The organism is Actinacidiphila sp. bgisy160, from assembly GCF_057707815.1.
In genome coordinates this window covers 1-21,272 of the sequence record NZ_JBYIQW010000079.1, presented here as the reverse complement: position 1 = coordinate 21,272, position 21,272 = coordinate 1, and the positions used below count along the sequence as shown (strand labels likewise).

The 21,272-nt window shown below is 71.7% G+C and carries 14 protein-coding genes; 9 read left to right on the top strand and 5 right to left on the bottom strand.

What is annotated here, in order from left to right:
- The first annotated feature begins 16 nt into the window (after positions 1 to 16).
- The 5 genes from mtrB to AC3EUJ_RS34705 all read left to right on the top strand — a co-directional run bounded on the left by mtrB (position 17) and on the right by AC3EUJ_RS34705 (position 6,833).
- Positions 17 to 1,975: an MtrAB system histidine kinase MtrB gene (mtrB, locus tag AC3EUJ_RS34725; RefSeq protein WP_431968598.1), complete on the top strand. Its 1,959-nt coding sequence runs from the start codon at positions 17 to 19 to the stop codon at positions 1,973 to 1,975.
- Positions 1,975 to 3,801 carry an LpqB family beta-propeller domain-containing protein gene (locus AC3EUJ_RS34720; RefSeq protein ID WP_431968596.1) on the top strand — a complete coding sequence of 609 codons (1,827 nt, stop codon included), beginning with the start codon at positions 1,975 to 1,977 and terminating at the stop codon, positions 3,799 to 3,801. The genes mtrB and AC3EUJ_RS34720 overlap by 1 nt, the downstream gene beginning before the upstream one ends.
- Positions 3,802 to 4,017: 216 nt before the next feature.
- Positions 4,018 to 4,896, top strand: coding sequence for a ComF family protein (locus tag AC3EUJ_RS34715; protein ID WP_488180995.1), 879 nt, complete (start codon positions 4,018 to 4,020; stop codon positions 4,894 to 4,896).
- A gap of 328 nt (positions 4,897 to 5,224) precedes the next feature.
- The gene (gene hpf / locus AC3EUJ_RS34710) at positions 5,225 to 5,908 is read left to right on the top strand and encodes a ribosome hibernation-promoting factor, HPF/YfiA family (RefSeq protein ID WP_431968592.1); all 684 of its coding nucleotides are present in this window, start codon (positions 5,225 to 5,227) and stop codon (positions 5,906 to 5,908) included.
- 172 nt (positions 5,909 to 6,080) lie between these two features.
- A complete protein-coding gene (locus AC3EUJ_RS34705; protein WP_018564114.1) occupies positions 6,081 to 6,833 on the top strand; it encodes a response regulator in 753 nt (250 codons plus the stop codon).
- Between the two features lie 46 nt (positions 6,834 to 6,879).
- On the opposite strand, the gene AC3EUJ_RS34700 is transcribed toward AC3EUJ_RS34705, so the two are convergent.
- Positions 6,880 to 8,055, bottom strand: coding sequence for a winged helix-turn-helix domain-containing protein (locus AC3EUJ_RS34700; RefSeq protein ID WP_431968589.1), 1,176 nt, complete (start codon positions 8,053 to 8,055; stop codon positions 6,880 to 6,882).
- A gap of 119 nt (positions 8,056 to 8,174) precedes the next feature.
- A complete protein-coding gene (locus AC3EUJ_RS34695; RefSeq protein ID WP_431968587.1) occupies positions 8,175 to 8,765 on the bottom strand; it encodes a GNAT family N-acetyltransferase in 591 nt (196 codons plus the stop codon).
- A 207-nt stretch (positions 8,766 to 8,972) separates the two neighbouring features.
- On the opposite strand from AC3EUJ_RS34695, the gene secA reads away from it, so the two are divergent.
- A complete protein-coding gene (gene secA / locus AC3EUJ_RS34690) occupies positions 8,973 to 11,765 on the top strand; it encodes a preprotein translocase subunit SecA (RefSeq protein WP_431968585.1) in 2,793 nt (930 codons plus the stop codon).
- A 63-nt stretch (positions 11,766 to 11,828) separates the two neighbouring features.
- On the opposite strand, the gene AC3EUJ_RS34685 is transcribed toward secA, so the two are convergent.
- A complete protein-coding gene (locus AC3EUJ_RS34685) occupies positions 11,829 to 12,275 on the bottom strand; it encodes an Rv3235 family protein (RefSeq protein ID WP_431968583.1) in 447 nt (148 codons plus the stop codon).
- 156 nt (positions 12,276 to 12,431) lie between these two features.
- Here AC3EUJ_RS34685 and AC3EUJ_RS34680 point away from each other — a divergent pair, with 156 nt between their 5' ends.
- Entirely contained in the window at positions 12,432 to 12,938 is a 507-nt protein-coding gene (locus AC3EUJ_RS34680; protein ID WP_431968581.1) for a DUF6912 family protein, read from the top strand.
- 81 nt (positions 12,939 to 13,019) lie between these two features.
- Positions 13,020 to 13,673: an HAD family hydrolase gene (locus AC3EUJ_RS34675; protein WP_431968579.1), complete on the top strand. Its 654-nt coding sequence runs from the start codon at positions 13,020 to 13,022 to the stop codon at positions 13,671 to 13,673.
- A 122-nt stretch (positions 13,674 to 13,795) separates the two neighbouring features.
- Here the strand turns inward: AC3EUJ_RS34675 and AC3EUJ_RS34670 are convergent, their stop codons facing one another.
- Complete coding sequence (locus tag AC3EUJ_RS34670; protein WP_431968577.1) at positions 13,796 to 14,362, bottom strand: DJ-1/PfpI family protein; 567 nt, start codon at positions 14,360 to 14,362, stop codon at positions 13,796 to 13,798.
- 313 nt (positions 14,363 to 14,675) lie between these two features.
- Here AC3EUJ_RS34670 and AC3EUJ_RS34665 point away from each other — a divergent pair, with 313 nt between their 5' ends.
- Positions 14,676 to 19,604 (top strand): NAD-glutamate dehydrogenase, encoded by a 4,929-nt coding sequence (locus AC3EUJ_RS34665; RefSeq protein WP_431968575.1) that lies wholly within the window; start codon positions 14,676 to 14,678, stop codon positions 19,602 to 19,604.
- A 91-nt stretch (positions 19,605 to 19,695) separates the two neighbouring features.
- Here the strand turns inward: AC3EUJ_RS34665 and AC3EUJ_RS34660 are convergent, their stop codons facing one another.
- Positions 19,696 to 21,219: a hypothetical protein gene (locus tag AC3EUJ_RS34660; protein WP_431968573.1), complete on the bottom strand. Its 1,524-nt coding sequence runs from the start codon at positions 21,217 to 21,219 to the stop codon at positions 19,696 to 19,698.
- Positions 21,220 to 21,272 lie beyond the last annotated feature (53 nt).

Here is a 21,272-nt window from a genome sequence, read left to right as displayed (position 1 = left end):
GTACGAGCGTGAGCGGATGGAGAGCCGGCACGCGGACCCCCTGACGGGTCTGGTGCCGGTGCTCCGCTCGTTCGTCCGCTGGGCCCGGCGGCCACTCCAGCCCGCCGTCCGGCTCTGGCGCCGCAACATCCAGCTGCGCGTGGTCGCCACCACCCTGCTGATGTCCCTCGGTGTCGTCCTGCTCCTCGGCGTCGTCGTCATCGGGCAGGTCAAGAACGGACTGCTCGACGCCAAGCGGCAGACCGCCCAGAGCCAGGCCGTCGGCGGATTCGCCGTCGCCAAGGAGACGGCCCGCGCCCCCGACAGCGGCAGCGCCGGTGCCGACGGCCAGCACAGCCCCGACACCGCGACCTGGCTCAACAGCCTTGTCGAGGGACTCGCCAGCAGCGGCCAGGGCGTCTACTCCGTCGTCGCCCTCAGCTCCAACGCCCAGGAACAGCCCATCAGCCGCACGGCCGACAGCCCCGGCACCCACGCACCCCGCGGCTCCGGCGGCGTCCGGCCCGAGGAGAGCGTGCCCGCGGATCTGCGAAAAGCCCTCGACGAGCGATCCGACGTCTTCGAGCGCTACACCTCGATGAAGAGCGACAGCGTCCCCGACGGCGAGCCCGCCCTCATCGTCGGCCAGCGCCTCAGCGACCCCAACGGCAAGCCCTTCCAGCTGTACTACCTCTTCCCCTTCGACCAGGAGGAGAAGACCCTCGGCCTGGTCAAGGGCACCCTGGCCACCGCCGGGATCTTCGTCGTCGTCCTGCTCGGCGCCATCGCCTGGCTCGTCGTGCGCCAGGTCGTCACACCCGTCCGCATGGCCGCCCAGATCTCCGAGCGGCTCGCCGCCGGGCACCTCCAGGAACGCATGAAGGTCACCGGTGAGGACGACATCGCCCGCCTCGGCGAGTCCTTCAACAAGATGGCGCACACCCTCCAGGTCAAGATCCAGCAGCTGGAGGACCTGTCCCGGATGCAGCGCCGCTTCGTCTCGGACGTCTCCCACGAGCTGCGGACCCCGCTGACCACCGTCCGCATGGCCGCCGACGTCATCCACGAAGCCCGCGCCGACTTCGACCCCGCCACGGCCCGCTCCGCCGAACTGCTGCAGAACCAGCTCGACCGCTTCGAGTCGATGCTCTCCGACCTCCTGGAGATCAGCCGCTTCGACGCAGGCGCCGCCGCCCTGGAAGCAGAGCCCATCGACCTGCGCGACGTCGTACGTCGCGTCGTCGACGGCGCCGAGCCGATCGCCGAACGCAAGGGCAGCCGCATCGTCGTCCACGGCGACGAACGGCCAGTCACCGTCGAGGCCGACGCCCGCCGCGTCGAACGCGTCCTGCGCAACCTCGTCGTCAACGCCGTCGAACACGGCGAGGGGCACGACGTCCACGTCCGCCTGGCCTCCGCCGGAGGCGCCGTCGCCGTCGCCGTGCGCGACTACGGTGTCGGCCTCAAGCCCGGCGAGGCCACCCGCGTCTTCAACCGCTTCTGGCGCGCCGACCCCGCCCGCGCCCGCACCACCGGCGGCACCGGCCTCGGCCTGTCCATCGCCCTGGAGGACGCCCGCCTGCACGGCGGCTGGCTCCAGGCCTGGGGCGAGCCCGGCGGCGGCTCCCAGTTCCGGCTGACCCTGCCCCGTACCGGCGCCGACAGCCTGCGCGGATCACCGATCGCCCTCGAACCCGAGGACTCCCGCCGCAACCGCAACCGCGACCTCGCCTCGACGCTCTCCCACCGCGGCATGCCCCCGGGAGCCACCGCGCTCGACGCCGCCACGCCCCCGGCCCCCTCGCACCACAGCTTCCCGGCGCCGCGCTTCGCCGCGCCCGCCATCCCCTCCATGCCGTTCACCCCGCCACGGCCCCCCGCCGCCGACCCCGCGGCCCTGCCCGGCAACGGCGCACGGGTCGTCGGACACCGCGCGGGCGGCGGCACGGTCACCCACCCCACGACAGCGGACGAGGCGCGGGAGGACGACGACTGATGCGCGCGAAGGGGGGCGGCCTCCCGAGGCCGGCCGTTGTGGGCGTGCTCCTGAGCGGACTCGTGCTGCTCACGGGCTGTGCCTCCATGCCCAGCAACGGCGAGGTGCACAAGGTCGGCGGTGAGAAGCACGCCGACACCGACCCCCAGGTCCGGGTCTTCGGCGTCAAACCGCAGGGCGGCGAGACTCCCAGCGACATCGTCAGCGGCTTCCTCGAAGCCACCACCAGCGATGAGGCCGACTACGCCACCGCCAAGCTCTACATGACCAAGGAGCAGGGCAAGCGCTGGAAACCCGAATCCGGGATCACCGTCCTCGCCGGCGGACCCGCCCAGGTGCAGGAACCGGGCACGACGACGGACGGCAAGGACGGCGACAGCACCCAGATCACCCTCACCGGCGCCAAGGTCGCCACCGTCGACGACCGGCACGCGTACCGCGCCGAGGACGGCACCTTCAGCAGCGGCATACGCCTCACCAAAGAGGACGGCGAATGGCGCATCGCCGGTGTCGCCGACGGCCTGGTGCTGAGCGAGGCCGACTTCCAGCGCTTCTACCGCTCCGTCGACACCTTCTACTTCGCCGCGCCCGGGCCGGGACCCAAGGACGCGGCCGCCAGCCGGGACGCCCTCGTCGCCGACCCGATATACCTGCGCAAGCGCATCAACGCGCTGAGCAACGCCGTCGACGCCCTGCTCGCCGGGCCCACCGACTGGCTGGAGCCCGTCGTCGTCTCGGCCTTCCCCGCGGGCATCCGGGCCGAGGACGTCGAACTCGACGACTCCCAGCGCGTGACCGTGAAACTCAAGAGGTCTCCCGGCGGCGACAGCGCACGATGCGAACGGATGGCCGCCCAGCTGATCCAGACCGTCCAGGGCATGTCCTCCACGCCCGTGCCCTCGGTCGAGCTCAAGGGCCCCAACGGCCGCACCCTGTGCACGCTGCAAAGCGACGACGCCGCCCGCGCGTACGCCCCGGACAAGCTCGTCGGGGACGGCAAGGAGCAGTACTTCATCGACGCGGACCACCACCTCGTCAGCCTCAGCGGCAATGACGTCCGGCCCGTCGCGGTGGCGGGCCCCCTCGGCACCGGCCCGCTCAAGGCGGGCTCCGCCGCCGTGCGGCGCGACGAGCAGTACGCCGCCGCCGTCACCGAGGACGGCGCGAACCTCTACGTGACCGCGCTGAACGCCGACGCCCAGCTCGGCCCCGTCGTCCTGCGCAGCCAGGCCACCGACCCGAAGAACCGCCTCACGACCCCCAGCTGGGACGGCTACGGCGACCTCTGGATCGCCGACCGCAACCCGAACGGGCCGCGGCTGCTGATGCTGCGCGACGGCGCCGGTTCCCCCGTGCCCGTCGCCGTGCCGGAGCTCGGCGACGGGCGCATCGAGTCGCTGCGAGTCGCGGCCGACGGCGTGCGCATCGCCCTGCTGGTCCGGGACGGCGACCACACCACACTGCGGCTCGGGCGGATCGAGCGCACCGGCACCGCCGCCGACCCGAAGATCACGGTGGCGGAGCTGCGCAGCGTCGCACCGCAGCTCGAGGACGTCATGGCGGCGTCCTGGGCGGGGTTCAGCCGCCTGGCGGTCGTGGGACGCGAAGCCGGGGGAGTGCCGCAGATCCAGTACGTGGACGTGGACGGCTCCGGCGCGTCCTCGTCGAGCCTGCCAGGCATCAGCGGAGTGGTGTCGGTGGCGGCCTCGGAGCGCCAGGACGAGCCGCTGCTCGCGGAGCTCGACGGCGGTGTCTTCCGGCTGCAGCCCGACTCCAACTGGAAGGAAGTCGCGCCCAAGGCCAGCTCGCCCGTCTACCCGGGCTGACCGGCAGGGCCGGCTCGTGCCGGGCGTCGCCGCGGAGTTGTCCACAGGCTGGGGACGGGCCTGGCGGTGATGGTCCGATCCCGGCATCGTGGAGTCATGCGGGGAGCGCGCGGAGCACGGGGACAACGTGGGAACGGGGGGCGGCGGGGTCCGCGGGGTCCGCGGGGTCTGCGGGGCGCCCGCGCGGTGCGGTCATGGTGGCGGGAGATCTCGGGGTTGCTGCTGCCGGCCGAGTGCGAGGGGTGCGGGGCGCCGCGGACCGTGCTCTGCGAGGAGTGCGGGGCAGCGCTGCACGAGCCGGGAGCGCGGCAGGTCTGGCCTGACGCACTACCCGAGGGCCTGCCCGCCGTGTGGGCGGCGACCGTCTACGCCGACCAGCCGCGCGCGGTGCTGCTGGCGCACAAGGAGCGCGGCGCGCTGGGCCTGGCCCGCCCGCTGGGCGAAGCCCTGGCGGGCGCGGTCTATGCCGCGGTGCGGGGAGGGGGAGGGGGCGGGGCCCCCGAGACGCGGCGCCCGGAAGGCACTATCACCCCCACCACCCCCCACTCCACCCTCGCCTCCACCCTCCCCCCGTTCCTCCTCGTCCCCGTCCCCTCCTCCCGGCGGGCGGTGGCGGCCCGCGGCCATGACGCGACCCGCCGCCTCGCCCTTGCCGCCGCCGCGGACCTGCGGCGCGACGGACTGTCCGTCCGGGCGGCCGCGGTGCTGCGGCAGCGGCGCGTGGTGGCCGATCAGTCGGGCCTCGGTGCCCGTGACCGGCCCGCGAACCTCTCCGGCGCCCTGACGGCCGTGCGCGGCGCCGACCGCCTCCTGGGGGCCGCCCCCGTGGTGCTGGTGGACGACCTGATGACCACGGGCGCCTCGCTCGCCGCCGCGGCCCGCGCGGTCGAGGATGCCGGAGGCCGGGTCCTGGCCGCGGCGGTGGTCGGCGGCCCGGCACCGCTGCGCCGTCCCGCGGGCGGTCCGGGCGCCCCCGCCACCGCGATCCGGGGTCCGCGACCCTCACCGTGCGTCGAACGGGCGGCCGAGCAGGCGGCCGAACAGGCGTCCGGCCGGGATGTGGAATCCGGAGGTCAGGGCGGATCCCGCAGGTGACGTAACGGGCATTTCACCCAAAAGAAGGTATAGCGCTTCTGGGGGTGCCGACCCCCGGTCCGCGGGTCTATGTTCGGTGGTGAGGGGCGGCGGCGCCCGTTGTGGGCCGCCGTTTCACGGACCGCAGGACGTGGTTCACCCATGGTTCAGTGGGTGAAGATCTGTCTCGCGGGGGAGGAGGAGGTGAGAGTCGCGGCTTCGCCGCCCGGAAGCCTCCGAGCGCGCGGAGCGGCAACGAACGTCGACGCCGGGCGGGACCTGGTGCCCGCCGGCCTCAGCGCAAGGGATCGCCCCGTGAGACCGAGGCGATCCGGGAACGGAGTTCTGCGTGGACATCGTCGTCAAGGGCCGCAAGACCGAGGTGCCCGAGCGGTTCCGGAAGCACGTGAACGAGAAGCTGGAGAAGATCCAGAAGCTCGACGGCAAGGTGATGAGCCTCGAGGTCGAGGTGTCCAAGGAACCGAACCCCCGGCAGGCAGACCGTTCCGACCGGGTGGAGATCACGCTGCGCACCCGTGGCCCGGTGATCCGGGCCGAGGCCGCCGCGCCCGACCCCTACGCGGCGCTCGACGTCGCGGTGAACAAGCTCGAGGCGCGGCTGCGCAAGGCGGCCGACAAGCGCCGGGTGCATCGCGGCGGCAGCCGTACCCCCATGAGCGTGGCGGAGGCGACGGCCGGACTGGCCGCGACCGAGTTCAACGGCACCCCGACCGGCGGGGAGACGTTCACGGGCGTGCCCACCACCAAGATCGGCGGCCGTCTCGAGGTCCAGGGTGAAGGACCCCTGGTGGTTCGCGAGAAGACGCATGCGGCAGCACCGATGACGCTCGACCAGGCCCTCTACGAGATGGAGCTGATCGGGCACGACTTCTACCTGTTCATCGACTCCGACACGGAACAACCGAGTGTCGTCTACCGGCGGCACGGCTATGACTACGGCGTCATCCACCTCAAGGCGGACCCCTCCGTCGAGGATGCGCCAGCCGGCGCGGGCGGAGCGCTCCGCCGGTGAACTAGGGGTCAAGGGCGGCGCTCCCGGGCGGGGAAACGACCATCGCCTGGGGGCGTTGCCGTGCCCGGGCATGGAATCATGGCCGGGCAGCCAATGTACGGGCCGCACCGCCCGGTTGGCCTGGCACGGAAAGTGTGACTACCACGGGCGCCGGCCCGAGGGGGAGGAACCGATGGCGGACAGCTTCGAGCCCGCGCCGGCCGGTGGCGCGGAGCCGGGTACGGGCGCCGCGGGGGACACGGGCGTCGCCGGCGCGCCGCGCAAGGAGCCGATCAGGGTGCTCGTGGTGGACGACCACGCCCTGTTCCGCCGGGGTCTGGAGATCGTGCTCGCGCAGGAGGAGGACATCCAGGTCGTCGGCGAGGCGGGGGACGGCGCGGAGGCGACGGAGAAGGCCGCGGATCTGCTGCCGGACATCGTGCTGATGGACGTGCGGATGCCGAGGCGGGGCGGCATCGAGGCGTGCACCTCCATCAAGGAGGTGGCTCCCAGCGCAAAGATCATCATGCTGACGATGAGTGACGAGGAGGCGGACCTCTACGAGGCCATCAAGGCCGGGGCGACCGGCTACCTCCTCAAGGAGATTTCCACGGACGAGGTGGCCACGGCGATCCGGGCGGTGGCGGACGGGCAGTCGCAGATCAGCCCGTCGATGGCGTCGAAGCTGCTCACCGAGTTCAAGTCGATGATCCAGCGCACGGACGAGCGCCGGCTCGTGCCCGCCCCCCGGCTGACGGACCGTGAGCTGGAGGTGCTGAAGCTGGTCGCCACCGGCATGAACAACCGTGACATCGCCAAGGAGCTTTTCATCAGCGAGAACACGGTGAAGAACCATGTGCGCAACATCCTGGAGAAGCTGCAGCTGCACTCGCGGATGGAAGCTGTGGTGTACGCGATGCGGGAGAAGATCCTCGAGATCCGCTGACTTCGCCTGATCAGGCGGCTCAGGCGGCTCAGGCGGCTCAGGCGTCTCAGACGGCGGCTCCGGCGACGGCTTCCTTGAGGGCCGCGGCGAGTTTGGGGTCGTCGAGGCGTTCGATGCGAACGCTGTCGCAGCCGACCCACGCGGCGGCCTCGCTCAGAGCCTGCGCCATGGGCTCGACGGCGCGCGGGGAGTCCAGCGTCACCTGACGGGCGATCAGTGTGCTTCCCTCGCGGGCCGGGTCGGCGCGGCCGACCAGCCGGCCGCCGGCCAGCAGCGGCATCGCGAAGTAGCCGTGTATGCGCTGGGGCTTGGGGACGTACGCCTCCAGGCGGTGGGTGAAGCCGAAGATGCGCTCGGTGCGGGGCCGGTCCCAGATGAGGGAGTCGAAGGGGGAGAGCAGCGTCGTGCGGTGCCGGCCGCCGCGGGAGGCGCCGGCCAGGGCGGTGGGGTCGGCCCAGGCGGGCTTGCCGCCCCAGCCCTCGACCCGGACGGGCACGAGCCCGGTGTCGGCGATGACGGAGTCGACCTGCTCGCCCTTGAGCCGGTGGTAGTCGGCGAGGTCGGCCCGGGTGGCGACGCCGAGGGCGGCACCGGCCTGGGCGACGAGGCGGCGCAGGCATTCGGCATCGTCGATGTCGTCGTGGAAGAGGGTGTCGGGGACGGCCCGTTCGGCGAGGTCGTAGACGCGCTTCCAGCCGCGCCGCCGGGTGCAGACGACCTCGCCGGTGTCGAGTAGCCACTCCACCGCGATCTTCGTCTCGGACCAGTCCCACCAGGGGCCGCCGTTCTTGGCGCCGCCGAGTTCGGTCGAGGTCAGCGGGCCGTCGGTCTTGAGCCGGTCCAGGACGGCGGCGGTGGAGCGGTCGGCGTCCTGCAGCACGTGCCAGCGGTGGCCGCGGGCCCGCCGGGCGCGGCGGCGGAAGGCGAAGTGCGGCCATTCCTCGATGGGGAGGATGCAGGCGGCGTGCGACCAGTACTCGAAGGCGTGGTTCTCGGTCCAGTACGCGGCCTCGACCGCGGTGCGGCCGACGGCGCCGAGGCGGGCGTAGGGGATGAGCTCGTGGGAGCGGGCGAGCACGGAGATGGTGTCGAGCTGCACCGCGCCCAGCCGGCGCAGGACGCCGCGCACGCCGGCGCGCCGGTCGGGGGCGCCGAGGAAACCCTGGGCGCGCAGGGCGGTCCGGCGGGCGTCGTCGGCGGAGAGGGCCACGGGCGTCGTCATGGGCCCACCCTAGAAGGCGCCACTGACAATCCCCTCGGGGTGATTCCCTCCGGGCGATCCCCTCCGGGCCGCCCCCGCTGTCCCCGCCGCGGTGGCCCGTGGCCCGACCCCCGCCGCGATCACTCGCCCTGGTACGGCAGGTAGGCGGCGGCGCCGGTCAGGCCGAGGTCGGAGGGGAGCAGGGAGCCGATCCACGCGTCGCGCCGGGTGCCCTGGTGGACGATCTTGCCGCGCATGGTGCCCTCCATCCGGAAGCCCGTCTTGAGGGCGACCGCGCGGGAGCCCGCGTTGCCCGCCTCGGCGTACCACTCCAGGCGCTCCACACCGAGTCCCTCGAAGGCCCAGCGGGCAACGGCGCGGGCGGCCTCGGAGGTGAGGCCGCGGCCGCGTTGTTCCTTGGCGGTCCAGTAACCGAGTTCGGCCTGCCGTTCGGCGGTGTTCAGCTGGGCCAGCCGTACCAGCCCCATGGCGCCCACCAAACGTCCTTCGTCGCGCGTGGTGACGGCGAAGTTGTAGACGGTGTCGTCGCGCCAGCCGTCGGGGCAGGTCCGGGTGACGAACTCCTGCGCGTGTTCGTGGGTGTAGGGGGAGGGGACGGGTGTCCAGCGCGGGATCTCCGGGTCCTGGCAGGCGACGCGGACGGCCTCGGCGTCGTCCGGTCCGAAGGGGCGCAGGACGAGGCGATCGGTGGTGAGGGTTATCGGCTCCATGCGTCGGAGTATCCCCGAGCCAGGGGTGCGGTCTCGACCGGATAGGACCGGATCGGGGCGGCGATCGACAGGGAGAACCGCCCGGCTTGGCGACGGACCTCCCGGCCCGCTGGGGTCCTCGCTTACGATGGCCGTTGCAGCGGGGTGTGACCTGCTGTGCCAGCGCGAGAAACCGTGCCAGGCCCGACCGGCAAGGAGTCAGCCTACGTGTCCGTCCTCAACAAGATCCTGCGTGCAGGCGAAGGCAAGATCCTGCGCAAGCTGCACCGCATCGCGGACCAGGTCAATTCCATTGAAGAGGACTTCGTCAATCTGACGGACGCCGAGCTGAGGGCTCTCACGGACGAGTACAAGGAGCGCTACGCGGACGGCGAGAGCCTGGACGACCTGCTCCCCGAGGCGTTCGCCACCGTCCGGGAGGCCGCCAAGCGCGTCCTGGGTCAGCGGCACTACGACGTCCAGATCATGGGTGGTGCGGCGCTGCACTCCGGCTACGTCGCCGAGATGCGCACCGGCGAGGGCAAGACCCTGGTCGGTACGCTGCCCGCCTACCTGAACGCGCTGTCCGGCAAGGGTGTGCACCTGATCACCACCAACGACTACCTCGCCGAGCGCGACTCGGAGTGGATGGGCCGGGTGCACCGCTTCCTGGGCCTGAAGGTGGGCTGCATCCTCGCGAACATGACCCCGGCGCAGCGCCGTGAGCAGTACGCCTGTGACATCACCTACGGCACCAACAACGAGTTCGGCTTCGACTACCTGCGCGACAACATGGCGTGGTCGCGGGACGAACTGGTGCAGCGCGGTCACAACTTCGCGATCGTGGACGAGGTGGACTCGATCCTCATCGACGAGGCCCGTACACCGCTGATCATCTCCGGTCCGGCGGACCAGGCCACGAAGTGGTACTCGGACTTCGCCCGGCTGGTGACCCGCCTGAAGCCGGGCGAGGCCGGCGGCATGGGCAAGGCGGAGACCGGTGACTACGACTTCGACGAGAAGAAGCGCACCGTCGCCATCCACGAGGCGGGGGTTTCCAAGGTCGAGGACTGGCTGGGCATCGACAACCTCTACGAGTCGGTGAACACCCCGCTGGTGGGCTACCTGAACAACGCCATCAAGGCCAAGGAGCTCTACAAGAAGGACAAGGACTACGTCGTCATGGACGGCGAAGTCATGATCGTCGACGAGCACACCGGCCGTATCCTGGCCGGCCGCCGCTACAACGAGGGCATGCACCAGGCGATCGAGGCGAAGGAGGGGGTGGAGATCAAGGACGAGAACCAGACGCTCGCCACGATCACCCTCCAGAACTTCTTCCGCCTGTACTCCAAGCTCTCGGGCATGACCGGTACGGCGATGACCGAGGCCGCGGAGTTCCACCAGATCTACAAGCTCGGCGTGGTCCCGATCCCGACCAACCGGACCGTGCAGCGCAAGGACCGGCCGGACCTGATCTACCGCACCGAGGAGGCGAAGTTCGCGGCGGTCGTCGAGGACATCGTCGAGAAGCACGAGAAGGGCCAGCCGGTTCTGGTCGGCACCACCTCGGTCGAGAAGTCCGAGTACCTGTCGCAGCAGCTGAACAAGCGCGGCGTGCCGCACGAGGTGCTGAACGCCAAGCAGCACGAGCGTGAGGCGCAGATCGTCGCGCAGGCCGGCCGCAAGGGCGCCGTCACGGTGGCCACCAACATGGCCGGCCGTGGTACGGACATCAAGCTGGGCGGCAACCCCGACGACCTGGCCGAGGCGGAGCTGCGGCAGCGCGGCCTGGACCCGGTGGAGCACGTCGAGGAGTGGGCGGCGGCGCTGCCGGAGGCGTTGGAGCGTGCCGAGGCGGCGGTCAAGGCCGAGTTCGAGGAGGTCAAGGAGCTCGGCGGCCTCTACGTGCTGGGCACCGAGCGTCACGAGTCGCGGCGCATCGACAACCAGTTGCGTGGCCGGTCCGGCCGTCAGGGCGACCCGGGCGAGTCCCGGTTCTACCTCTCCCTCGGCGACGACCTGATGCGTCTGTTCAAGGCGCAGATGGTGGAGCGTGTGATGGCGATGGCCAACGTGCCCGACGACGTGCCGATCGAGAACAAGATGGTGACCCGCGCCATCGCCTCCGCCCAGTCGCAGGTCGAGCAGCAGAACTTCGAGATCCGCAAGAACGTCCTGAAGTACGACGAGGTGCTCAACCGGCAGCGCGAGGTCATCTACGGCGAACGCCGCCGTGTCCTGGAGGGCGAGGACCTGCACGAGCAGGTGCGGCACTTCATGGATGACACGATCGACGACTACATCGCGATCGAGACCGCCGAGGGCTTCGCCGAGGACTGGGACCTGGAGCGGCTGTGGGGCGCCTTCAAGCAGCTCTACCCGGTCACGGTGACCGTGGACGACCTGGAGGACGCCGCCGGCGACCGCGCGGGCATCACCGCGGACTTCGTCGCGGAGATGGTCAAGGACGACATCCACGAGCAGTACGACGCGCGTGAGCAGCAGCTCGGCTCGGAGATCATGCGCGAGCTGGAGCGGCGCGTGGTGCTGTCGGTGCTGGACCGCAAGTGGCGCGAGCACCTGTACGAGATGGACTACCTGCAGGAGGGCATCGGCCTGCGGGCGATGGCGCAGCGTGACCCGCTGGTGGAGTACCAGCGCGAGGGCTACGACATGTTCAAGGCCATGATGGACGGCATCAAGGAGGAGTCCGTCGGCTACCTGTTCAACCTGGAGGTCCAGGTCGAGCAGCAGGTCGAGGAGGTGCCGGTGGAGGCCGGTGCCCCGCAGGACGCCGCTCCGACGCTGGTCAAGCAGGACGCCCGTCCGGAGATCCGCGCCAAGGGCCTGGAGGCCCCGAAGCGGGCCGACCGGCTGCACTTCTCCGCTCCCACGGTGGACGGCGAGGGCGGTGTCGTCGAGGGCGACTTCGAGAGCGACGCGGGCCCGGAGTCGGACGGCCTGACGCGGGCGGAGCGCCGCCGCGCGGCCAAGGGTGGACGGCGCCGCAAGAAGTAGCGTTCGCGCGTTCCGGGGCCGGACTCCTGACGGGGTCCGGCCCCGGCCTTTGTCCCGGCGCGGTCAGTGCGCCTCGACGGCGGCGCAGCGCCACCCGGCGCCGGTGCCGACGCGCCCGGGGCCCTCGCGACCCGGGCCCTCACGTCCCGGGCCCTCACGTCCCGGGCCTTCGCGGCCCGCGCGCTCCAGCCGGAAGGCGAGGGCTCGCACGACATGCGGGGTGAGCAGCACGACGGCGCTGACCTCGATGGCCGTCCCGTCCTGGACGGGGGAGAAGCGCGGCGGCTTGAGCAGCCGCGGCAGGTGGCCGCGGGAGACGTAGCGCCAGTCGGCGCGGGCGCCCACGAGGTCCCAGAGCCGGTCGTAGGCCTCGGGCTCCATCCGTCCGGCGAGGCTGGTGATGGGCCGCCGTCCGGTGAGGACCTCCAGCAGCCGCCCGGCGAACCAGACGTGCGGTGGCAGGGCGGTGACGCGCCGCGTGGCCGAGGGCGCGGATGCGGACGCGGGCATGGGTGTGAGGACAGGCATGGTGTGGACCCCCGTGGTCTACCGACTGGTAACCGGGTTGTACGGGGACGGGTGCGGTTCCGGGAAGCCGGGCCCGTGACGTCCGGGAGGCGGTGGGGGATTCACCTATCAGGGGTGGTGCGCCCGTATGCTGACGCCATGCGCGTCTACATCCCCACGACCCTCCCAGGCTTGGCCGAGGCGCACAAGGCGGGTGAGCTGGGCCCTGCCCCGCTGGACGCCTTCGCCGTCACCCCGAGCCTGCGCGAGTGGTACGTCTCCGACGACATCGAGGAACTGGAGTACGCCGCGCTGACCCGCGCCGCCCAGGCCTCCCTGCGGCAGCTGGCCGCCACCCCGGACGCGCCCAGGCGGCGCGTCGTGGTCGCGGTGGACGTCGCCGACGGCGCGGTCTCCTTCGACCCCGACCGCGGCCTGGACCCCTCGGCGCTGGGCGCGGTGCGCCTGGCCGCGCCCGTGCCGATGGCCAGGGCCGCCGCCGTCCACGCCGACTCCGACGAGGCCGGGCCGGACGTCACGGCGGCCGCCGACGCCCTTGGCGCGGCCGACGCGGGCGACGACGACGCGCGCTTCACCGTCGACGGCGCAGAGGACCACGAGTTGCTTTGGTACGCCACCCAGGAGATCCCCTCGCTGATCGCGTGAGGTGACCGTACGGACACGCTGCGAGTGGATTTGACCTGGGCACTTGCCTTGAGGACATGGGGTCTGGGTACGGTTTCGGGTGTGAACGCGCATCTCGTGTGGGACTGGAACGGCACGCTGCTCCATGACATCGACGCGGTGATCGAGGCGACCAACGCCTCCTTCGCCGAGATCGGGCTGCCGCGGATCACGCTGGAGCGTTACCGCGAGTTGTACTGCGTGCCGGTTCCCCTGTTCTACGAGCGGCTCATGGGCCGGCTGCCCACCGAGGAGGAGTGGGAGGTGATGGACGACATCTTCCATCGCCATTACTGGACCCTCGCCGGTACGTGCGGCCTCGCCGAGGGCGCGGCGGAGATCCTGGCGCGGCGCCGGTACGAGGGGCTGACGCAGTCGCTGTGTTCCCTGGCGCCCCACGATCAGCTGATACCGATCCTGCGCACCCATGGCATCGAGAACCACTTCGTCCGGGTGGACGGCCGCACCCAGGGCAGCCACAGCGGCAAGTCCGAGCAGATGGCGCGGCACGTCGCCGCGATGCAGGGGATAGCGGCGGACCGCATGGTGGTGATCGGCGACGCCGTCGACGACGCCGTGGCCGCCCGCCACGTCGGGGCCATGGCGGTGCTCTACACCGGCGGCTCGCACAGCCGGGCCAGCCTGGAGAGAGCGGGAGTGCCCGTCGTCGACACCCTGGAGGAGGCGGTGGAGACCGCCGAGGCCCTCGTCGCCTGAGCCTGGGCCCGCGCCTGACCCAAGCCTGGGCCCGCGCGCCTGACCCAAGCCCGCGCTGTCGCCCACGCCCGCGCCCGGGCCCGGCGCCCCGGCCCCGCCGGGGCCCGGGCGGCACCCGGCCGTCAGGTCACCGGCGCCTTGGAGCGCAGCACCGTGAGGAACTCCCGCATCCACGCCGGGTGGTCCGGCCAGGCGCGCGAGGAGACCACGACACCGTCGACGACGGCCTCGGAGTCCTGGAAGCTCGCGCCGGCCGCCTCCATGTCCATCTCCAGCGCCGGGTAGGCCGTGACGCGGCGCCCGCTGAGGGCGCCGACGGCGGCCGTCAGCAGGGGGCCGTGGCAGATCTGCGCGACGGGCTTGTCGGCGTCGAAGAACGCCTTGAGGACCTTGCGCAGCTCCGGGTCGTTGCGCAGGTACTCCGGGGCGCGCCCGCCGGGGACGACCACGGCCGCGTACTCGCCGGGGTCGACGTCCGCGAAGGCCAGGTCGGCCGGCCAGGTGTAGCCGGGCTTCTCGGTGTAGGTGTCGAAGCCCTCCTCGAAGTCGTGGACGACGAACCTGAGCTTCTTGCGGCTGGGCGCCGCGATGTGCACCTCGTAACCCTCTTCGAGGAGCCGTTGGTACGGGTACATCACTTCCAGCGATTCCGCCGCGTCGCCGGTCACGATCAGGATCTTGGTGGCCATGGCTGGGTGTCCCGCCTCTCGCCGTCTCTGCTGTCCGTCTGCTGTCCGTCCGCTGCGTGCTGTTGCTGCCGCCCCGTCGTCTCGAGCTGCCGTCGTGTGAACGTCTCGATACATCCCCGCGACGTTCCCCTCCTCAACCTGCACCCGCCCGGCCGGACTGTCCAGTTCGTCAAAGATTGGTTCGTGGTTTTGTACACAAAGAGCCCCTGACAGCCCCCCCGGCCGTAGCGATAGCCTTACAGCGTGATCAGCGCTGATCCACCGATCACCACTACCTACGTCACGCAATGGCGCGCGACAGGAGCATGAGGACATGCAGACCAAGCTGGACGAAGCAAAGGCCGAGCTGCTCGCACGGGCGGCCCGGGTAGCTGAGAACAGCCCGGCGGGGGGACAACCTGGCCAGGGCCTCGAGAAGGAGGCGCTGGAAGCCTTCCTCCAGCGCTACTACCTGCACAGTGCCCCGGAGGACCTGCTCGACCGCGACCCGGTGGACGTCTTCGGCGCCGCCGTGTCCCACCACCGTCTCGCCGAGGTGCGGCCGCAGGGGACGGCCAACGTCCGCGTGCACACCCCCTCCGTCGAGGAGAACGGCTGGACGTGCAGCCACACGGTCGTCGAGGTGGTCACCGACGACATGCCGTTCCTGGTCGACTCCGTCACCAACGAGCTGTCCCGGCAGGATCGCGCGATCCACGTCGTCGTCCATCCGCAGATGCTGGTGCGCCGTGACGTGACAGGGAAGCTGCTGGAGGTGCTGGACGCCGCGCCCGGCGACATCGCCGGTGTGCCGCACGACGTGCTGACCGAGTCCTGGATCCACGTCGAGATCGACCGTGAGACCGATCGCGAGGACCTGAAGCAGATCACCACGGACCTGCGCCGCGTCCTGTCCGACGTCCGCGAGTCCGTCGAGGACTGGCAGAAGATGCGCGACGCCGCGCTGCGCATCGGCGACGAGCTGGCCGCGACCCCGCCCGCGCTGCCCGAGCAGGAGGTCGGCGAGGCCTGGGAGCTGCTGCGCTGGCTCTCCGAGGACCACTTCACCTTCCTCGGCTACCGCGAGTACGCGCTGACCACGGAGACCACCCCCGAGGGCGAGGAGGACGTGCTCACCGCCGTCCCCGGCACCGGGCTCGGCATCCTGCGCTCCGACCCGCAGCACCGCGTGGAGGAGTCCGAGAGCGGCCACGCGGTCTCACCGTCCTTCAACCGGCTGCCCGCGGACGCCCGCAAGAAGGCCCGCGAGAGCAAGCTGCTGATCCTCACCAAGGCCAACAGCCGCGCCACCGTGCACCGCCCGTCCTACCTCGACTACATCGGAGTGAAGAAGTTCGACGCCGACGGCAACGTCATCGGCGAGCGCCGCTTCCTCGGCCTGTTCTCCTCGGCCGCCTACACCGAGTCCGTGCGCCGCGTGCCGGTGATCCGCCGCAAGGTGCAGGAGGTGCTGGACGGCGCGGGCTTCTCCCCGGACAGCCACGACGGCCGCGACCTGCTGCAGATCCTGGAGACCTACCCGCGCGACGAGCTGTTCCAGACCGGGCCGGACGAGCTGCGCGAGATCGTCACCAGCGTGCTCTACCTGCAGGAGCGCCGCCGGCTGCGGCTGTTCCTGCGTCAGGACGAGTACGGCCGGTACTTCTCGGCGCTGGTCTACCTGCCGCGTGACCGCTACACCACGGGTGTGCGGCTGCGGCTGACCGACATCCTCAAGGAGGAGCTGCACGGCGCCACCGTCGACTTCACCGCCTGGAACACCGAGTCGGTGCTGTCCCGGCTGCACTTCGTGGTCCGGGTCCCCTCCGGCACCGCGCTGCCGCAGCTGAGCGACCGCGACGTCGAGCGGATCGAGAACCGGCTCGCCGACGCCGCCCGCTCCTGGGCCGACGGCTTCGCCGAGGCGCTGACCTCCGAATGCGGCGAGGAGCGCGCGGCCGAGCTGACCCGCCGCTACGCGCACGCCTTCCCCGACGGCTACCGCGCCGACTTCACGCCCCGCGCGGCCGTCGCGGACCTGCAGCACCTGGAGCGGCTGGGCGGCGAGGACTTCTGCCTCAGCCTGTACGAGCCGGTCGGCGCCGCCCCCGACGAGCGCCGCTTCAAGATCTACCGCACCGGCGCCCCCGTCTCGCTGTCCGCGGTGCTGCCCGTGCTGCAGCGCCTGGGCGTCGAGGTCATCGACGAGCGCCCGTACGAGATGCGCCGCTCCGACGGCACCCGCGCCTGGATCTACGACTTCGGGCTGCGCATCGACCCCTCGCTGGGCGACCTCGGCGACGACGCCCGTGAGCGCTTCCAGGACGCCTTCAGCGCGACCTGGACCGGGCAGGCCGAGAACGACGGCTTCAACTCCCTGGTGCTGCGCGCCGGGCTGACCTGGCGCCAGGCGATGGTGCTGCGGGCGTACGCCAAGTACCTGCGGCAGGCCGGCACGGCCTTCTCGCAGGACTACATGGAGGACACCCTCCGCAACAACGTCCACACCACCCGGCTGCTGGTCAACCTCTTCCAGGCCCGGCTCTCCCCGGACCACCAGCGGGCCGGCAGCGAACTGACCGACGCGCTGCTGGAGGAGGTGGACGCCGCCCTGGAGCAGGTCGCCAGCCTGGACGAGGACCGCATCCTGCGCTCCTTCCTCACCCTCATCAAGGCGACGCTGCGCACCAACTACTTCCAGCGCGCCGACGGCGGCAGGCCGCACGCCTACGTGTCGATGAAGTTCGACCCGCAGGCGATCCCGGACCTGCCCGCGCCGCGCCCGGCGTACGAGATCTGGGTGTACTCGCCGCGCGTGGAGGGCGTGCACCTGCGCTTCGGCAAGGTCGCCCGCGGTGGCCTGCGCTGGTCCGACCGGCGTGAGGACTTCCGTACCGAGATCCTCGGCCTGGTCAAGGCGCAGATGGTGAAGAACACCGTCATCGTGCCGGTCGGCGCCAAGGGCGGCTTCGTCGCCAAGCAGCTGCCGGACCCGGCCGCCGACCGCGAGGCGTGGCTGGCGGAGGGCATCGCCTCCTACAAGACCTTCATCTCCGGTCTGCTCGACGTCACCGACAACCTGGTCGGCGGGCAGGTCGTGCCGCCCGCCGACGTGGTCCGCCACGACGGCGACGACACCTACCTGGTGGTCGCCGCCGACAAGGGCACCGCGTCCTTCTCCGACATCGCCAACGAGGTCGCCACCTCGTACGGCTTCTGGCTCGGCGACGCCTTCGCCTCCGGCGGCTCGGTCGGCTACGACCACAAGAAGATGGGCATCACCGCCCGCGGCGCCTGGGAGTCGGTCAAGCGGCACTTCCGCGAGATGGGCCACGACACCCAGAGCGAGGACTTCACCGTCGTCGGCGTCGGCGACATGTCCGGTGACGTCTTCGGCAACGGCATGCTGCTCAGCGAGCACATCCGGCTGGTCGCCGCCTTCGACCACCGGCACATCTTCATCGACCCCCAGCCGGACGCGGTGACCTCCTACGCCGAGCGTCGCCGTATGTTCGAGCTGCCGCGCTCCTCGTGGGCGGACTACGACACCAAGCTGATCTCGCACGGCGGCGGTGTCTTCCCGCGCAGCGCGAAGGCGATCACGCTCACCCCGCAGATCCGCAAGGCGCTCGGCATCGAGCAGCCGGTGGCGAAGATGACCCCGGCCGACCTGATGAAGACGATCCTCAAGGCGCCGGTGGACCTGCTGTGGAACGGCGGCATCGGCACCTATGTGAAGGCCTCCACCGAGTCGCACCTGGACGTCGGCGACAAGGCCAACGACGCGATCCGCGTGGACGGCGGCGACCTGCGCGTCAAGGTCGTCGGCGAGGGCGGCAACCTGGGCCTGACCCAGCTCGGCCGGATCGAGTTCGCCCAGACCGGCGGGCGGGTCAACACCGACGCCATCGACAACAGTGCCGGCGTGGACGCCTCCGATCACGAGGTCAACATCAAGATCCTGGTCAACGCGGTCGTCGCCGAGGGGGACCTGACGGTCAAGCAGCGCAACTCGCTGCTGGCCGAGATGACCGACGAGGTCGGCGACCTGGTGCTGCGCAACAACTACGCGCAGAACGTGGCCCTGGCCAACGGCATGGCCCAGTCCGCCAGCCTGCTCCACGCCCACCAGCGCTACCTGCGCAGGCTGGTGCGCGACGGCAAGCTGGACCGGGCCCTGGAGTTCCTGCCCTCCGACCGGCAGATCCGCGAGCGGCTGAACGCCGGCCACGGCCTGACCCAGCCGGAGCTGGCCGTCCTCCTCGCCTACACGAAGATCACCGTGGCGGAGGAGCTGCTCACCACCGGTCTGCCCGACGACCCGTACCTGCGGCAGCTGCTCGACGCGTACTTCCCCAAGGCGCTGCACGAGCGGTTCCACGCGCAGATCGACAAGCACGCGCTGCGGCGCGAGATCGTGACGACGGTGCTGGTCAACGACACCGTCAACACCGGCGGCACCACCTTCCTGCACCGCTTCAAGGAGGAGACCGGGGCCACCACCGAGGAGATCGTCCGGGCGCACACCGCGGCCCGCGCCATCTTCGGCCTGGGCGGCGTCTGGGACGAGGTGGAGGCGCTGGACACGGTCGTCCCGGCCGACGTCCAGACCCGGATCCGGCTGCACTCGCGGCGCCTGGTCGAGCGGGGCACCCGCTGGCTGCTCAACAACCGGCCGCAGCCGCTGGCGATCGCGGAGACGATCGACTTCTTCCGGGAGGGCGTCGCCACGGTGTGGGCGGTGCTGCCGAAACTGCTGCGCGGCGCGGACCTGGAGTGGTACGAGTCGATCCACGACGAACTGACCGGCGCGGGCGTGCCGGAGGAGCTGGCGACGCGGGTCGCCGGGCTCTCCTCGGCCTTCCCGGCGCTCGACATCGTCGACGTCGCCGACCGGACCGGCAAGGACCCGCTGGCGGTCGCCGAGGTCTACTACGACCTCGCCGACCGGCTGCAGATCACGCAGCTGCTCGACCGGATCATCGAGCTGCCGCGCGCCGACCGCTGGCACTCCATGGCCCGCGCGTCGATCCGCGAGGACCTCTTCGCGGCGCACGCGGCGCTCACCCAGGACGTGCTGTCCGTCGGCAACGGCTCCTCCACCCCGGAGCAGCGCTACCAGGCGTGGGAGGCGTCCAACAGCGCGCTGATCGGGCGGGCCAAGACGACGCTGGAGGAGATCCAGGGCTCGGAGAGCTTCGACCTGGCGAATCTGTCGGTGGCGATGCGGACGATCCGCTCGCTGCTGCGCGCCCGCCGCTGACGCCGGGGACGGCGGACGCGGCGCCGGGAAGGCGACCGCGGGACGGCAGGGGCCGGGGAGCGAGCTCCCCGGCCCTGCCGCGTCGGCGGGCTCAGCCGACCCGGTACAGCCGTTCACCGGTGCGCGGGCCCTGGGCGACCTGGACGCCGCCCGGCGGGGCCGGCTCGTCCGGCTCGGTCATCACCCACTTCACGTGGTAGCGGCGGGCGATGGCCAGGCGCTGGTCCATGGGCGTCGAGGGGGCGAGGTAGGCGCGCACGTCGGCTTCGCGGCGCTCCCGGGAGGCCGCCGTGGTGGACGGGTCGGGCCAGGCCGGTGACACCAGGAACACGCCGTAGGCGGGCATGACGTGCTTGGGTGTGTACCCGTCGGTCAGCAGGACGTCGCCGACGGCGATGTGCGCTTGCGCCCACAGGTAGCTGGGCCAGGTGCTCAGCCGCTGCAGGTGCAGCGCGGGCGGCACATAGCGCGCCGGGACGATCGCGCCGGCCTGCGCCAGCAGACCCGCGCAGGCCGCCACCGCGGCCAGCGGGGCCAGCACGGTGCGCAGCGCGGTCCACGGCGGGGCCTGCGCGAGCTCCACCGCCAGCGCGAACTGCAGCGGCACCAGCAGCAGCCCGAAGATCCGCCCGAAGGAGTAGGAGCCGCTGAGCCAGCCGTACGCGGCGACCGCGCAGTCCGCGGCGAACATCAGCACCAGCGGGTCGAAGCGGTTCACCCGCAGCCGGTACAGCAGCGCCGGCAGACCGGCCAGGGCCAGGCCGTACCACTGCCACAGGTTCGCGTACAGCCGCCGGTGGACGTCGTCGACGGTGGGGTCGCCGAGCAGTGAGGAGAGGCTGAAGTACGGCCACCAGGCGGCCACCGCGAAGGCGACCGCGCCGGTCAGCGCCCACCGGCCGAAGACCCCGGCGGCGACCGGGGTGCGCTGCATGCCGATGACGAGGGCGACGACGCCGATGACGGTGCCCATCGCCGTGAAGGGGTGGACGAGCAGCACGGTCCCGATGAGCAGCCCGAGCCCGGCGTGCGGCCACGTCCCGGCCACGCCGCGCCGGGCCGCCCGCGCGGTGAGCGCCCACACCCAGAACGTCACGCCGACGGCGAAGGCGCTGGGGTAGGCCAGCCCCCGGATCATCGACTGCAGGCCGAGGAAGCCGCTCCACTCCTTGTACTGCGGCCCCCACAGCAGGACGAACGCGGCGAGTGCCAGTACCGGCGCCCAGCGCCGGCTGCTCAGCACGCGGGTGAAGGCGCCGACACCGGTGACGATCAGCGCCAGGTTGACCGGGCCGCACCCCCTGAGCAGCTGCCAGCCCGGCACGCCGGTCACCTTCGACAGCAGCCCCAGCCCCACGGTGTACGGGGTGAAGTAGGGGCTGCCGGTCCCCGGTACGTCGAGCAGCGGGTTCGCCGGGTGCCGCCAGTCCGCGGCGATGCGCTCGATCGCGGCGGCGTGCTGACCGAAGTCGGAGGCGACGGGGGACTGCCAGGTGCGGTAGGCCACCACCGCCCAGAAGAGGGTGCCGAGGATCAGGTACGGCGTGGGCCGGCGCGCCTCCCGCAGTTCGTACGCCCGGATCCGCCGGTCCCGCTGGGTCAGCACGCCGGTCACCGCAGCCCTCCCGGCCGTCGTCCGCTCGTCACCTCGTCCCCTCGATGCTTGAT